Origin of the sequence: Pseudomonas sp. B21-012, from assembly GCF_024749305.1 — a bacterium.
Taxonomy (GTDB): Bacteria; Pseudomonadota; Gammaproteobacteria; order Pseudomonadales; family Pseudomonadaceae; genus Aquipseudomonas.
The window spans coordinates 1755948-1770894 of sequence record NZ_CP087197.1; the positions used below are offsets into that span (position 1 = coordinate 1755948).

A 14947-nucleotide genomic window follows, 5' to 3' on the forward strand; every position below is an offset into this window, starting at 1 on the left:
TGCTCAGTTCAGCGCTTCGAACTGCCCCTTGGCCTCGCGCCATTCAAACACCTTGCCCAGGCAATAGCTGTTGGCTTCCAGCAGCACCTGGGTACTGCCGCCTTCAAGACGCACCTTGACGCTGTCGATACCCTGGCTGTAGCAACCGGGCAGGCCTACCTCGAGGGTTTGCACGCGCTTGCCGCTGGCCTTGTCGATGACCTCGATGGTCTTCACCCGGTCGTGGTCATCGGCCAGCGGAATCTGGAAATAGAAACGCTCGGTGGAGGCCGCCTGGGGCAGTGACGCAGTGCCGGCAGGCCAGACCTGTTGATGACCGAAGTCCGCTACCAGGCGCAACTCCAGGGGAAGTTGCCGGGCATTGGCGTAGGCCGTCCAGGTGCCGAGTATCGGCTTGGTGGCGGCGTTGTCATCGGGGTTGTAGAACTTCAGCCGAGCGGTGGGCAGACCGGCGCTGTCCAGTTCGTCCATGAACAACTGGCGGCCGGCGTTGACCGAGCGCTTGAGGCGGATCGGCGTGCGGTAGCGGTCGTAAAAGTAGAAACCGTGCTTGTAGTCATTGGTTTTCTCGATCACCAGGGTGATCGCCTGCTTGCCCAGGGTGCCCTGGTAAACGGACTGGTAAGCCTGGGCGCCCAGGCTCAGGCCGAGCAACCCGGCGCCCAGCAGGCATTTGCCCAAGGTGTTCATTGGTTGCGCTCCCTGGCTTGTTGCTCGGTCTTGAGCTCATAGCGATTGCTGTCGGCTTGATACACGTAGTACTGCGGGTCTTGCCCTGCAGCACCGCCGCTGGCCAATTGCCCGACCGGGATGGCCTTGAAATCGGTCACACCGTCAGCGTTGAAGTCGGCAAAACTCAGGCTCGCAGTGCCCTGGAAAAACAGCGCCAGGTTATCGATGACCTGCACCGGCTGACCGCTGGTGCGATCGAGGACAGTGATGCGATCGATGGTGCCGACATACTCGCCGGCGGCCTTGTGTGCATGCACGCGAAACAGCCGGCGGCCGTCCAGCGGCAGTTGCAGCAGTTCGCCCTGCCAGGACGAATCCTGACGGTCGCTGAAGCGGGTCACGCGCTTGAGCGCCAGCGCCTGTCGTTCGCGGTTGCGCAGATCAACCCGGGTGCCGGTCAGCTCGCGGTCGTGGCTGAAGGCAAACGGCTGAATCAGCAGCGCAGCGGACGGCAGCTCCGGGTTGTTGAAGATGTTGATCAACAGCGGCAAGCGATAGTCATGGGGTGTGCGCTCAAGGGGGATCAGCCACTGGCGCTGTTCATCAAGCCAGTAACCCTCGAGGGTCTTGTGCTGGGCGTCGTAGGTCAGGGCGACTTCAATGGGGGTGTCGCCCTGGGTGCCGCGATAGACGTGCACGGGCGGCACGGCCAGGACGGTGGCACTGGCGAACAGCGCGGCAAACGCAATGAAAAGTCGAACCATGCTGCGATCCTTGCAAAGGTGGGGGCGCAAGGATGGGCTGCTTGTCAGCGCTTTTCAAGGCGAGACGCGCGGCTGACGTGGGCGATCTGTTCTTCGGCCCGTTCGCTGAACAGTTGCAAGAGGTCGTCGAGCGTGTGCGGCTGGCTTTCGTTGGCGCGGGTCAGGGCGTACAGGGTAATCGGCAAGGCCGGATCCAACGGCCGCACCAGCGTTTGCGCCGAGCCTTGGGCGGTGAACGGATCGATCAAGGCCAGCCCCGCTCCGGATTCGACCATGGCCCGGGCCAGGGAGTAGGTTTGCACCCGGATGCTGATGCGCGGCGCCGGCTCAAGGTTCTTCAGGTACTGGCCGACCTGGGCGGCCAGCGGGTCGCTGCTGCTCAGGCCGATCAAGGGCGCATCGGCCAGTTCTTCAACTGCCAGCGCCAAGCCCTGGCTGTCTGCGCTCCAGTAGCCTTTGGGGGCCAGTGCCACCAGCTTGCCGTGGGCCAGGGGCTGGACATTCAGGCCAGGGTGTTCGGGGTGGCGCAAGGTCAGGGCGACATCGATTTCGCGCATCAGCAACTGCTGCACCAGCTCGCGGCTGTGCAGGCTCGACAGCTCGCATTCGGACTGCGGGTGGCGCTCGGCCCATTGGCGGATCACCGGCGCAAACAACGCCAGGGCCAGCGCCGGCGTCGCCCCGATGCGCAGGCGCATGCCCGGTTGCCGGCGCAGGCTGGCGGCCAGGCGCCGCACCCCTTCAACGCTGTCGCTGACCTTGTCGACTTCGCGTTCCAGGGCCAGGGCCTCGGGGGTGATCTGCAACTTGCCACGCACCCGCAGGAACAGCGGGAAACCCAGCTGCGCTTCGGCGTGCTGGAGTATCTTCGACACCGCCGGCTGGGTGACGTGCAGCAACTGCGCGGCACCGCTGATGGAGCCGGTCTGGCGGATGGCCTGGAACACTTCGATATGGCGCAAGCGCATGGGGTAGCCCATAACCTTTGTTTATGGTCTGCCCATTTTTATTCATTATCGTCAGGCTGTCACCGGGCCTAGTCTGAAGGCCTTCAGATTGGCGGATGAAAGCACATGGCACAGCGGGTAACGGTGATCGGCGGCGGCGTGATTGGTCTGGCAACGGCCTACGCGCTGGTGCGCGAAGGCTTTGCCGTCGATCTGGTCGAGGCACGCGAGGGCCTGGCGGGCGGCACCAGCTTTGCCAATGGCGGGCAGTTGTCCTATCGCTATGTCGCGCCGCTGGCCGATGCCGGGGTGCCGTTGCAGGCGCTGGGCTGGCTGCTGCGCAGCGAGTCACCGCTCAAGTTACGCCCGCGCCTGGACCTGGCGCAGTGGCGCTGGATGGGCGCGTTCATGGCGGCGTGTCGCAGTTCGGTCAATCGCACCAATGCCGCACACCTGCTACGCCTGGCCTTGCACAGCCAGGGTACGCTCAAGCAATGGCGCGAGGACGATGGCCTGGACGGCTTTGCCTGGCGGCGCAATGGCAAGCTGGTGACCTTTCGTAATCGCGCAACCTTTGCCCATGCCCGCCAGCACCTGCTCGACCCGCAGGGCCAGCAGGTGCTGGATGCGCAGGAGATCCGCGCGCTGGAACCGGCCCTGGCCGATGCGCCGTTCATTGGCGGGGTGTTCACCGCGGATGAAGAGGTCGCCGATTGTCATCGTTTCTGCCTGGCCCTGGTCGAGCGCCTGCAGGCGTCGGGGCAATGCCGCCTGATGCTCGGGCAGGCAGTGAAGCGCATCCGCCACAGTGGTGGGGTAGTGCAGGCGCTGGAGCTGAGCGAGCAGGTCGTGCCGGTGGAGCGCCTGGTGCTGTGTGCCGGGCACCGCAGCGCCAGCCTCGGCCTGCCGGGGCTGCAGTTGCCGATCTATCCGCTCAAGGGCTACAGCCTGACCGCACCGATCAAGGCCGGGCAGCGGGCGCCGCAGGTAAGCATCACCGACTACGACCGCAAAATCGTCTATGCCCGCCTCGAAGACCAACTGCGCGTCGCCGCCATGGTCGACATCGTCGGCTTTGATGAATCGCTCGATCCGGCACGGCTGGCGAGCATGCGCCAGTTGGCCGGGGCGACCTTGCCCGATGCCGCCGACTACGCCCAGGCCCGCGAATGGGCCGGCATGCGCCCGGCCACCCCCAGCGGCGTGCCGTTGCTCGGGGCCACGGCGTACCGCAACCTGTGGCTCAATCTTGGCCACGGCGCCCTGGGTTTCACCCTGGCCTGCGCCAGTGGCCAGCTGTTGGCCGAACTGATCGCGGGTCGCGCGCCGTCAATCGACCTGCACGGCCTGACCCCACGGGCGGCCTGAACCGAACAAGAACAACAACCGCAAGGAGTGTCCCGATGTCGATTCCCCGTTTGCACCGTTCTGCTCTGCTTGCCCTGTCATTGTGTTTTGCCCAGCCGCTGCTGGCGCAAACGCCGACGCTCAGCGGCAGCCTGAAGAAGATCGCCGAATCCGGCAGCATCACCCTCGGCTATCGCGACTCGTCCATTCCTTTTTCTTATGTGGGCGACCACAGCGGCAAGCCCATGGGCTATTCGGTCGATCTTGCGGCTGAGATCGTCAAGCACCTGCAGGCCAAGCTGGCGGTGCCGCCGCTCAAGGTGCGCTACAACCTGGTGACTTCGCAGACGCGCATCCCGCTGGTGCAGAACGGCACGGTCGATCTGGAGTGCGGCACCACCGGGGTCACCGCCGAGCGGCAGAAGCAGGTGGATTTCTCCTATGGCTTTATTTTCGTCAAAGGCCAGTTGCTGACCAAAAAAGACAGCGGCATCCAGGGCCTGGATGACCTCAAGGGCAAGAATGTGGTCAGCACCGCTGGCACCACCAACGAGAAGTACCTGAAGAACTACAACCTGGAGCACCAGTTGGGGGCTTCGGTGATCAGTGCCAAGGACCACGGCGAGGCGTTCATGATGCTGCAGTCCGGGCGCGCGGCGGCGTTCTACATGGATGATGCGCTGCTGTAGGGCGAGCGGGCCAAGGCGCGCAATCCGCACGACTGGGTGGTGGTGGGCGAGGCGCAATCGAAGGAGATCTACAGCTGCATGGTGCGCAAGGGCGATGATGGCTTGCTGGCGCTGGTCAATGAAGCGTTGGCGGATGTCTATCGCAGCGGGCGCATCGAGTCGATCTACAACCGCTGGTTCCAGCAGCCGATCCCGCCCAATGGCCTGAATCTGGAGTTTGCGATGACCAGTGAACTGAAGGGCCTGATTGCCAGGCCGTCGAGTGAGCCGGTGCAGTAGTTTCTGCGCAGTTATCAGGCCATCGGCGGCAAGCGCCGTTTCACCGGGGTCTTCTTGACGATCGCGGTGTTGGTCTCGGCGTGGCTGTTGAGCTTGTCCAGCACGGTGTCGAGCTCTTCCATCGAGCGCACGTGCAGGCGCGCGATAAAGCAGTCATCGCCGGTGACCTTGTCGCACTCGGTGAACTCGGGGATGGCCATGATCTGCCGCTCCACTTCCTGCAGTTGCCCGGGCAGCGGCCGCACGCGGACGATGGCCTGTAGCTGGTAGCCGAAGCAGCGCGGGTCGATCTCTACCGTGTAGCCCTTGAGCACGCCACGCTCTTCAAGGCGGCGCAGGCGTTCGCTGACGCTCGGTGCTGACAGCCCGCTGAGCTGCGCCAGGGCCTTGAGCGAGCGCCGCGAGTCTTCCATCAGTGCCTGGATCAACAGTTGGTCGATATCGTCGGTCATATAGGCCTCGTTAGGCAAAATACGAAAACTGCCTTGATAGTAAAGGTGCAAGGTCAGTCTAGCCTGTTTTATCCACTGGAACGGTCGCCGCTGCCCTTGCCATAATTTGCCCATCGTCAAGGAGGTGAGTGATGGACAGTTCAATCCGCCGTGGGTCGTTCGAGATGGTCGCCGCGATGTTGATATCCGGGACCATTGGCTGGTTCGTGCTGGTGTCCGGGCAACCGGTACTGGATGTGGTGTTCTGGCGCTGTGTGTTCGGTGCCGGAACCTTGCTGCTGATCTGCCTGGCCATGGGCTTTCTCAAGCCCGGTATCCTGACCCTGGCCACCTTCGCCCTGGCGGTACTCAGCGGCGTGGCCATCGTCGGCAACTGGGTGCTGCTGTTTGCCTCCTACTCACGCGCCTCGATTGCCATCGGCACTGCGGTATACAACGTCCAGCCGTTCATGCTGGTGGGCCTGGCGGCGCTGTTTCTCGGTGAGAAAATCACCGCGCCCAAGCTGTTCTGGCTAGCGGTCTCCTTTGCCGGCATGCTGGCGATCGTCAGTGCCCATGGCAGCCAGGGTGGCACTGGCAACGACTACCTGCTGGGCATCGCCCTGGCCCTGGGCGCGGCGTTTCTGTACGCCGTGGCGGCGCTGATCATCAAGCGCCTGAGCGGCACGCCGCCGCACCTGATCGCCTTGATCCAGGTGTGCACCGGCATCCTCCTGCTGGCGCCCTGGGCCAATACCAGTGGCCTGCCGGGCGACGTCGGTGCGCTGGCCAGCCTGGTGACCCTGGGCATCGTCCACACCGGGGTGATGTATGTGCTGCTGTACGGCGCGATCCAGAAGCTGCCGACCGCCTTGACCGGGGCGCTGTCGTTCATCTACCCGATCGCAGCGATTTTCGTCGACTGGTTCGCCTTTGGCCATCGCCTGGCGCCGCTGCAATGGCTGGGTGTGGCCGCGATCCTCCTGGCCGCGGCCGGCATGCAGCAAGGCTGGTGGTTCAAGCCTGCGCTCAAGGCCCCGGCGGTCAAGCCAGACTGACGGCCGCGCGGTCGATCAGGGCGGCCACTTCGGCGGCCCTGGACACCAGCGAGGCATGGCTGGCCTCCAGGGGCAGCAGCTCCTTGGGCTGCAGGCGTTCAGCCATAAAGGCCTGGTTGTCCGGGTGGATCATCCGGTCGTGGGTCGAGAGCTGGTACCAGCTGGGTTTGTGCTTCCACGCAGGCTCATCGATGGTGTCACCAAAGGTGCTCGCTAGCGGCGCCTTCTGGGTCACGCTCATCACCAGCCCTTCATCCTTGCTCAGGTCCTGGCAAAAGCTCTCGTGCAGTTTGTCGGGTTTGATCCACAGGTAGCCATCGCCATCCGGTTGCAGGTTGGCCGCCGCTTGCGGCGGGTTCTTGGCGGTGATGGCGCCGGGGCTTTCGCCGCTGTCGGGGGCGAAGGCGGCGATGTACACCAGGCCGGCGACATTGGCCTGGTTGCCCATCTGGGTAATTACCGCGCCGCCGTAGGAGTGGCCGACCAGCAGCACCTTGCCGGGTATCGAGGCGACCATCTTGCGCGTGCGTTCAGCGTCATCGGCAAGCGAGGTCAAGGGCATCTCCACCGCATGCAGGTTGCGGTGGCCCAGGCGTGACAGTTCGAGGATGACCCGGCTCCAGTGGGCGGCGCCGCCCCAGAAACCATGGACCAGGACTATGGACGGAGTGTCGCTCATGATCGTTCTCCAGCACAGGGGTGGAATGCTAGTGTAGATGCTTGTGCCTGTTTATGAAGGACCTCGCCGATGGCCCAGAACATCTACGACAATCCGGATTTTTTCCACGGTTACAGCCAGCTCGGGCGCTCGCGCGAAGGCCTGGCCGGTGCTGCCGAATGGCCGGCACTGCAAGCACTGTTGCCGCCAGTGGAGGGCCTTGATGTGGTCGACCTCGGTTGCGGTTACGGCTGGTTCTGCCGCTGGGCGGCGGAGCAGGGCGCAGCCTCGGTGCTGGGCCTGGACGTCTCGTCGCTGATGCTCGACAAGGCGCGGTCGAGCACGCTCGATGCGCGCATCCGCTACGCCCGCGAAGACCTCGACACTCTGCAATTGCCCAAGGCCGCCTTCGATCTTGCCTACAGTTCCCTGACCCTGCATTACATTGACGATCTGCCGCGCCTGTTCGCCAGCGTGCACGCGGCCTTGCGCCCGGGTGCACGGCTGGTGTTCTCGATCGAGCATCCGATCTACATGGCTTCGCGCAATCCTGGCTGGATCGTCGCTGCGGACGGCGGCAAGACCTGGCCGGTGGACAGCTATCAGCACGAGGGCCAGCGCGTGACCAACTGGCTGGCCGATGGCGTGATCAAGTACCACCGCACCCTGGGCACCTTGCTCAATCAGCTGGTTGGCGCCGGTTTTACTCTGGCCCATGTACAGGAGTGGGGGCCGAGCGCTGAACAGATCCAGGCCTGCCCGGCATTGGCCGAAGAGCAGGAACGGCCCATGCTGTGTCTGGTGGCTGCGCAACGTTGAATCGCGCGGGTCGAACCTGATCTGGCAGGGTAGAATAGCCGGCTTTACCCGATTGAATCTGCCCATGACCTCTGTGATCGACACCCTCCAGCAGCACCTGCTCGCCGCCCTCGACCCGGCGCCGAGCGAAACCCGACGCCTGTTCCATGGCCGCGGGCGCTGCTGGCCGGGGCTTGAGCAGATCACCGTGGACTGGCTGCAGGGGGTGTTGCTGGTGTCGCTGTTTCGCCAGCCGCCCGAGGGCCAGTTGCCGGCCCTGGAGCAGATGCTCCTGACGCTTGCCCAGGCGCCAGGCTGGCGCGGCCAGGCCATTCTGATTCAGCACCGCTACCTGCCGGACAGCCCCGGGCAGTGGCTGCTGGGTACCCCCAGCGAGCACTGGTTGATCGATGAGGACGGCTTGCGCTATCAGCTGGACCTGGGCCTCAAGCAGAACACCGGTCTGTTCCTCGACATGCGCTATGGTCGGCGCTGGGTGCGCGAGCAGGCGGCGGGCAAGCGCGTGCTCAACCTGTTCGCCTACACCTGCGGTTTTTCGCTGGCGGCGATTGCCGGTGGCGCCGAGCAGGTGGTCAACCTGGACATGGCGCGCTCGGCATTGAGCCGCGGGCGCGATAACCATCGGCTCAACGGCCATGACCTGGGCAAGGTGAGTTTTCTTGGCCATGAGCTGTTCAAGTCGTGGGGCAAGGTGCGCAAGTCCGGGCCCTATGACTTGATCATCATCGACCCGCCAAGCTTCCAGAAGGGCAGCTTTGTCCTGACCCAGGACTACCGCAAGATCCTGCGGCGCCTGCCGGAGTTGTTGAACGCCGGCGGCACGGTGCTGGCCTGCGTCAACGACCCGGCCATCGGCCCGGACTTTCTCATCGAAGGCATGGCTGAGGAAGCACCGGGGCTGGCCTTTGTCGAGCGCCTGGCCAACCCGCCGGAGTTTCCCGATAGCGATCCGGCGGGTGGCTTGAAGGCGCTGGTGTTCACCTCCCTGTAGCGCCAGGTTATTTGCCTAAGCGCCGCCAGCCCAGCACCACACCACTGACACTCAGCACCAGCCCGCCCAGGCTGAAGGCAATCATCCAGGCATCCCACAATGGCCGCCGTTGCAACAGCGGTAGCCAGTCCCAGCTGTGCAGCAACGAGAACAACCAGCGCGACACGCGCCGTGGCTGGTCCAGTACACCCAGCACTTCGCCGGTGTACAGGTCCAGGTGCAGCCAGGTCTGTTGCGGGTCTGCAAAGCGCACGCGTAATACCGGCAAACGCTTTTCCAGGTGGCCGAGCATGCTCTGCTCGGCCCGGGCGTAGTAGTAGAAGTCGTAGGCTTCAAGCTGCTCGCTGTGCATCTGGCCCTGGGGCAGGATCGCTTGTGCGGCGCCCTCCAGCACCTCCCGCGGCAGGCGTTCGAGTACCTGGCCGTCGGCCATCGACAGCACCCGCGTGCGCCCGGCGCCATCATGACCGACCAGGTACCCCGCACCCGCAATCAAGCGCCATTCCAGTTCACGGGCCTTGAAACCTTGCTGGTCGAACCGCGCCAGCGCCTCAGAGGCCGACAGCGGAAAAGCCGCCGCGGTCAACGGCCCGCCTTGATAGGCCGCAACATTCAACGGCATTGAGCTGCTGAACAGCCGCCACGGGTTCATCGACATCAAGCCACTGAAAATCCAGGTAATCGCCAGCAGGCCAAACAGCAAGCCGCCAATATGGTGCCAGCGGGCAAAGCCCCGGTAGGGCGAGCGCGAGCCACTGCGGTAGGGCTTGCGCAGGCGCCAGCGCAGGATCCCGATCACCGCGCCAAGCAACGCCATCAGCGTGCCGGCCAGCGACAGGCTGATCACCAGGTTGCTCCACAGGCCGTCGACGCCAATGCCGCGCAACGGATACAGCCAGTGCAGCCAGGCGCCGACCAGGTTCCAGCCGCGCTCCAGGGCGCTGGCATCGCGCACCACTTCGCCGGTATGGCCGGAGATGTACAGCAGGGTGCGTGCGCCATCGTCGAGCTGCACCCGCTGCAGCGGGCGCTCAGCGTCGAGGGCGCGCGAGTGGCTCCACAGGTCTTCGGTCACCACCCCGGCATAACGGGCTGTTGCCTGCGGGTCGTATTGATGCGCACTGGCCAGGGCCTGTTCGCGATCGATCGCCTGCAGGCGCAGGCCCGTGCGGGCATCCACCGCCACGCTGGCCCGGCCCGGGTAGCTGAACAGGTAGCGCGGCGTGCCGGCCACCGTGCTCAGGCGGATGCTGGCCGGGGTGCGCTCGGCATCGGCACTGCGCAGGGCAGTGCCGAGGTCGACGCAGCAATCCTGCAAACGCAACTGCGGCAGGTGAGCGAAGTGCTCGCGCGGGGTCAGCTTGGGGTAGCCGACATACAGCATGACCATCCCCGAGAAGAACCACAGGGCCATGAACAGGCATAAGCCGATGCCCAGCCAGCGGTGCCACAGGTACAGGTAACGTTTCATCGGCGGCGTCCTAGAAGCGCGTCTGCACGGCCAGCTCCAGGGTGCGCGGGGCACCGAGGTAGAGCATGCTCGAGGAGGTCCAGCGGGCATACACCTCGTCGGTCAGGTTGCGCACCCGGGCTGTGATGCGCGTGTCGTCATCGACCTTGAAACCGACGAAGGCACCGAAGATCGTGTAGGCCGGTGCGTAGCGGGTGTTGGCCGCGTCGGCATACACCGAAGACACGTAGCGGCTGTCGGCACCGATTTGCCAGCTCGGGTCGATGTCGTAGGTCAGCCACAGGTTGGCGACCCGCTCGGGGATGTTGGTCGGGGTATTGCCCTTGCGCGAGATCGAGCGACCGCCGACGTTCTCGTTGAACTCGTCGTACTGGGCGTCGACGTAGGCAAAGTTGCCCTCGGCCAACAGCTTCGGTGTGACGTGCAGCGAGGCGGCCACTTCTACCCCGCGCGAGGTCTGCTTGCCCACCGGCTGGGTGACGCTGGGGTTAGCGGCATCGGCGGTGGCGAGGTTCTTGCGCTCGATCTGGTAGGCGGCAACGGTGGCGGCGCCGCGGCCATCGAGGAAGCTGAACTTGCTGCCCACTTCCAGCTGCTTGCCGGTGCTCAGGTCGAAGTCGCGTACGGTGGCAAAACTGGCTGTGCTGAGCATGCCCGAGGGCGGGTCGGCGGCGGTGCTGTACTGCACATAGACGTTGGCCGCCGGGGTCAGCTCGTAGACCAGGCCGATGCGCCCGGTGGTGGGCTCGTAGCTGCGCTGGAAGTCCAGCGGGTTGTTGGCATCGACCGTGCGGTAGTTGTGCACATCGAGGTCGATATGGTCATAGCGCAAGCCGGTCAGCAGCGACAGGCGCTCGGTCAGTTGCAGGCGGTTCTCGACGAACGCCGCCCAGGTGTCGACGGTGTTCTCGCGGTTCTTCTGAAAGCCCGGGACCATGCCCTTCAGGTCATAGAAATGCCCGGGTTCGAAGTTGGCCGGATCGACACTGTCGAAAATACCGGTGATCGAGCGCGGGTAGGTCATCTGCACGTTGTGGCTGTAGTCCAGGCCCGCCGACCACTGGCTGTTCAGGCCGAACAACTGGCCCTCGTGCAGCAATTCGAAGCGGTTGCCGTTGAGCTCCTGGTCATGGCGTTGCAGCAGCGCATTGGAGCGGTTGACCCGGCTGTTGTCGGCGTTGTAGGCGTAGGTTTCGAGGTTACGAAAATCACGCTCGGTGTTGTAGTGGTAGAGGGTGTTGCGCAGCGAGGTGTTGTCGTTGAAGCGGTACTCGGTGATTGAGCGCAGCCAGCGCACGCGCTGCTCGTAGCGGCCGTCCTCGACGTTGTAGTTTTCGAAGCGGCGGCTCTCGTCGACCTTCATTTCGCCGCCCAGCGGGTTGAGCACCGGGCTGCCCCAATAGGGGCTGTCGACCGTTTCGTTCTGGTACTCCACGGCCAGGGTGTGGGACAGCTGGTCGTTGATGTCGGTGAGCAGCGAGAACGCCACGGTCCAGGCATCGCGCTCTTCGCGATCGACATAGCCGTTGCTCTTGCTGTGGCTGAAATCCAGGCGTGCGTAGTTGCGGATGCCATCGCCGTCGTTGAGCGCATGGTTAAAGCCGAACGAAGTCTCGCTGCTGTCGTAGGAGCCGTACTTGATCCTGCCTTCGTTGAAGTTCTCGTCGCGGCTGGCCAGTTTGCTGATGTAGTTGATCGAGCCGCCGACGGCGCCAGCGCCAAACAGGAAGCTCGACGGCCCGCCGACGGCTTCGACGCGGTCATAGATCCAGCTGTCGACCGGGCGCGCGGCAACCGAGTCGTACTGCACGCTGATGCCGTTGAACAACTGGGTGATCTGCCCCCCGGAGAACCCCCGGTAAGCCACCGAGCCTGCCGAGCCCGGTGGTGAGGCGGCGGTCATACCGGGCACGCCGTTAAGCGCGTCCTGGGTGGTCTGCGCGCCGCGTTGCTCGATCTGCTGGCGGTTGACGATGCTCACCGAGGCCGGGGTTTCCCGCGGGGTGAGGCCAAGGCGCGAAGCGGTTTGCGACGGGGTGTCGAGCAGCACGCCGTCTTCGGCGTCGGCGCGGCTGTTGATACGCAGGTCGGGCAGGGTCAGCGGCGCCTCGGCCACAGCGTGGAAGGGCAACGCGCACAGCAGCGCCGCGCAACCGTAAAGGCGATAGGAGTAGGGCATGAATCACACTCTGGAAATTGAGCCAGCGGCCGCCTGCACCTGTCAGGCAGGCACAGCAAAAAACGGCCGGTTTCGGGCAGCCCAAGCGGCTGCCAGGAGGTTCAAGCCAGAAGCGGGGAGGCGCGGGGGTTGGCGGCCGGCCAGCAATATCGCGGCGGCGCTTTGCTGCGCAGTTCACGGTGATAGCGACGTACCCGGGTAACCGCCAGCAGCCAGCCGATGACCAGCACCAGGCCCAGGCAGACCACGGCGGCAGCGCACACCGGGCAGGTCTGCATGCTGTCCCAGCCGGCCACCGTCTGATCGCCGAAATCGCTTTTCAGCGTCGGCCCGGCGCTGCCCATGGCCGAGCAATAGGCGCCGCCGATACCGTTGAGTTGCAGGCCCATCATCTGCCCGTGACCGATACCGCAGGCGAACAGATTGAACAGGACACAGAAGTACAAGGTCCAGGCAATCAGCGGGCGGTCGGCGGGGGCGCGGTTCATGGCCGCGACTTTAGCACCGATGGCCGCTGGGGTTAAAGCAATCAGGCCGGTTCTTCAGCGACTTTTTGCGGTGGCGGATTGTATTGCGCAAAGCTCACGTCGTCGGTCTGGTCGACGCGCTTTTTCAGCCGTTCGTTGAAGGCGCGATTGACCGCATATTGCCCGCCGGAGCTGGTGCGAAACTGCGCGGTCAAAGTGATGCCGTTGAGGTTCATGCTGTCGACCCCGAACACCTGCAGCGGCCCTTGCAGGCTGTGGCGCAGCAGCGGGTCTTCGCTGATCGACTGGCCGACTTCGCGGATCAGTTTCAGCGCGCTGTCGACGTCGGTCTGGTAGCTGAACTGCACCGAGAAGAACGCATAGGCGAACTGCCGTGACTGGTTGGTGACCGCCTTGATCTGGCCGAACGGTACCGAGTGCACGAAGCCCTTGCCATCACGCAGGCGCAAGGTGCGGATGGTCAGGCTCTCGACCGTGCCGGCATGCCCGGAATCGAGCACCACCCAGTCGCCGATGGCGATGGTGTCTTCGATGAGGATGAACAGCCCGGTGATCACGTCCTGCACCAGTTGCTGGGAGCCGAAACCGATCGCCAGGCCGACCACCCCGGCGCCGGCCAGCAAGGGCGCGACGTTGATGCCCAGGTTGGCCATGGTGGTGATGGTGCAGATCACCACCAGGATGATCTTGATGGCATTGCGCAGCATCGGCAGGATGGTCCGCACCCGGGTGCTCGGCTGGCGCGACGAGCGCCGCCCCACCGTGGGCTTGAGGGCTTCCTGGATCGCCGTGTCGATCACCACCCACAGCAGCCAGGTGACCAGCAGGATCAGGCCGATGCTGCTCAGTGAATCACTGATCGCCCGGCCCAGGCTGTTGCGCAGGGCAAAATCGAGCACCGAAAAGCCCCAGATGCGCCCCAGCAGCTCGATGAAGGCCACTGCCATGGCGATGCGCAGCAGCGCGTGGGCAAGGTTGCGCAGCAGTTCCTTGTACGGACGCAGGCGTTGCCCGGGTTCGATGTCGTGGGCCTTGAACAGGTGCTGCAAGGTGGTGCTGAGAAACAGCGTGGCGATCAGCAAAATGGTGGTCAGCAAAGCGTTTTGCAGGGCCTTCTGGCTCTCTTCGCCGGCGCCGATCAGGGTGATGGCCGAGACCAGGATCATCATCAGGATCGGCAGGTACCAGAGCCAGGAAAAGATCCGCAGGGTTTCCTGCACGGCGCGGTGCTGCAAGCGCTCCTTGAGCGCGCGGTTGCGGATCAGGTGCGCCACCGGGCGGCGCAGGCGAATCACCAGGACGGCGAACGCCAGGGTCGCCAGCAGGCCGGTGATTACCGCCACGCTGCTGGTGATGTTGCCGCCCAGTTGCCGGGCGATCTGCGGGCTGGTCAGGGCATCGCTCCAGGCCGCCAGAAAGCCGATCATGAACAGCGGCCGAGGCGCCAGCTGGCGAATGATGCGCACCGCCGCGCGCTTGTGGCCGGTGTCGAACAGGGTGATCAGGCACAGGATGATCGAGGTCGAGAAGATACCGCTGCTGGTGGCATAGGCCAGGCTCAGGCCCAGGGCGCGGCCTACCGACGGCTCCAGATAGTGGCTGACGTACAGCGTGGTCGGCAGGCTGGCCAGGGCCGGCAGGGTATAGGGCAGCAGGTAGCCGAGCAGTTTCTGCAGGCGCGGGCGTTGGCGCAGCGGGCGGCTGTTGTTGCTGCGATGGGCCAGCAGGCGGCCGAGGTTGCTGAGCACCGCGAAGGCGACCAGCCAGGTGATGCTCAGCAGGGCGAAATCGCCCAGCAGGTCGAGGCCATCGCGACCGGCGTGGCGGTTGACCAGTTGATCGACTTCATTGACGGCGCGGTCGGCGCGCAGGCGCCAGCTGTCGAACAGGTGGCTGTCGATATCCAGTTCCTGGCTGACATCGTCCAGGCCATCGGCAATGGCGCCGAGCAGGCCGCCCTGGACCACGGGTTCAGGTTCAGGTGTTGGTGCGGCGGGCGAAGGTTCGGCGGCGAACAGCTGGCTGCTCAACAGGCAACTGAACAGCAAGGTGAGTAAAGATCGGGTCACTGGGCACTCCTTGAGCCGTGGATGACGGAAAGGGTAGTCAATGAACTGATCAGCAAATGGGAGGGTAAGTTCGATAGGGGGTGAA

At 64.5% G+C, this 14947-nt stretch carries 13 protein-coding genes and 1 pseudogene; 5 read left to right on the forward strand and 9 right to left on the reverse strand.

The window, feature by feature from the left end; all coding sequences use genetic code 11:
• Positions 1–3 precede the first annotated feature (3 nt).
• Genes LOY37_RS08135 through LOY37_RS08145 form a run of 3 tightly spaced genes read right to left on the reverse strand, consistent with a single transcriptional unit; the run spans position 4 to position 2404 of the window.
• A complete protein-coding gene (locus tag LOY37_RS08135) occupies positions 4–690 on the reverse strand; it encodes a hypothetical protein (RefSeq protein ID WP_258610105.1) in 687 nt (228 codons plus the stop codon).
• Positions 687–1436 carry a hypothetical protein gene (locus LOY37_RS08140; RefSeq protein WP_258716610.1) on the reverse strand — a complete coding sequence of 250 codons (750 nt, stop codon included), beginning with the start codon at positions 1434–1436 and terminating at the stop codon, positions 687–689. The genes LOY37_RS08135 and LOY37_RS08140 overlap by 4 nt, the downstream gene beginning before the upstream one ends.
• 44 nt (positions 1437–1480) lie before the next feature.
• Complete coding sequence (locus LOY37_RS08145) at positions 1481–2404, reverse strand: LysR family transcriptional regulator (RefSeq protein ID WP_258716611.1); 924 nt, start codon at positions 2402–2404, stop codon at positions 1481–1483.
• Between the two features lie 105 nt (positions 2405–2509).
• Here LOY37_RS08145 and LOY37_RS08150 point away from each other — a divergent pair, with 105 nt between their 5' ends.
• Positions 2510–3751 (forward strand): D-amino acid dehydrogenase, encoded by a 1242-nt coding sequence (locus tag LOY37_RS08150; RefSeq protein ID WP_258716612.1) that lies wholly within the window; start codon positions 2510–2512, stop codon positions 3749–3751.
• Positions 3752–3786: 35 nt separating this feature from the next.
• Positions 3787–4698: pseudogene (locus LOY37_RS08155) on the forward strand (transporter substrate-binding domain-containing protein).
• 14 nt (positions 4699–4712) lie between these two features.
• Here the strand turns inward: LOY37_RS08155 and LOY37_RS08160 are convergent.
• Positions 4713–5150: an Lrp/AsnC family transcriptional regulator gene (locus LOY37_RS08160; RefSeq protein ID WP_258597078.1), complete on the reverse strand. Its 438-nt coding sequence runs from the start codon at positions 5148–5150 to the stop codon at positions 4713–4715.
• Positions 5151–5281: 131 nt separating this feature from the next.
• On the opposite strand from LOY37_RS08160, the gene LOY37_RS08165 reads away from it, so the two are divergent.
• Entirely contained in the window at positions 5282–6187 is a 906-nt protein-coding gene (locus tag LOY37_RS08165; protein WP_045200370.1) for a DMT family transporter, read from the forward strand.
• On the opposite strand, the gene LOY37_RS08170 is transcribed toward LOY37_RS08165, so the two are convergent.
• Positions 6174–6866, reverse strand: coding sequence for an alpha/beta hydrolase (locus LOY37_RS08170; protein WP_258716613.1), 693 nt, complete (start codon positions 6864–6866; stop codon positions 6174–6176). The genes LOY37_RS08165 and LOY37_RS08170 overlap by 14 nt on opposite strands.
• A gap of 69 nt (positions 6867–6935) precedes the next feature.
• Here LOY37_RS08170 and LOY37_RS08175 point away from each other — a divergent pair, with 69 nt between their 5' ends.
• Positions 6936–7664 (forward strand): bifunctional 2-polyprenyl-6-hydroxyphenol methylase/3-demethylubiquinol 3-O-methyltransferase UbiG, encoded by a 729-nt coding sequence (locus tag LOY37_RS08175; protein ID WP_258716614.1) that lies wholly within the window; start codon positions 6936–6938, stop codon positions 7662–7664.
• A 64-nt stretch (positions 7665–7728) separates the two neighbouring features.
• A complete protein-coding gene (locus tag LOY37_RS08180) occupies positions 7729–8655 on the forward strand; it encodes a class I SAM-dependent methyltransferase (RefSeq protein WP_258716615.1) in 927 nt (308 codons plus the stop codon).
• Positions 8656–8662: 7 nt separating this feature from the next.
• Here the strand turns inward: LOY37_RS08180 and LOY37_RS08185 are convergent, their stop codons facing one another.
• From LOY37_RS08185 to LOY37_RS08200, 4 genes are all read right to left on the reverse strand, one after another.
• Complete coding sequence (locus LOY37_RS08185) at positions 8663–10126, reverse strand: PepSY domain-containing protein (RefSeq protein WP_258716616.1); 1464 nt, start codon at positions 10124–10126, stop codon at positions 8663–8665.
• A gap of 10 nt (positions 10127–10136) precedes the next feature.
• The gene (locus LOY37_RS08190) at positions 10137–12305 is read right to left on the reverse strand and encodes a TonB-dependent siderophore receptor (protein ID WP_258716617.1); all 2169 of its coding nucleotides are present in this window, start codon (positions 12303–12305) and stop codon (positions 10137–10139) included.
• Between the two features lie 101 nt (positions 12306–12406).
• The gene (locus tag LOY37_RS08195; RefSeq protein WP_093385520.1) at positions 12407–12793 is read right to left on the reverse strand and encodes a DUF2946 domain-containing protein; all 387 of its coding nucleotides are present in this window, start codon (positions 12791–12793) and stop codon (positions 12407–12409) included.
• Between the two features lie 41 nt (positions 12794–12834).
• Positions 12835–14862, reverse strand: a complete 2028-nt coding sequence (locus LOY37_RS08200) for a mechanosensitive ion channel family protein (protein WP_258716618.1) — start codon at positions 14860–14862, stop codon at positions 12835–12837.
• Between the last annotated feature and the right edge of the window lie 85 nt (positions 14863–14947).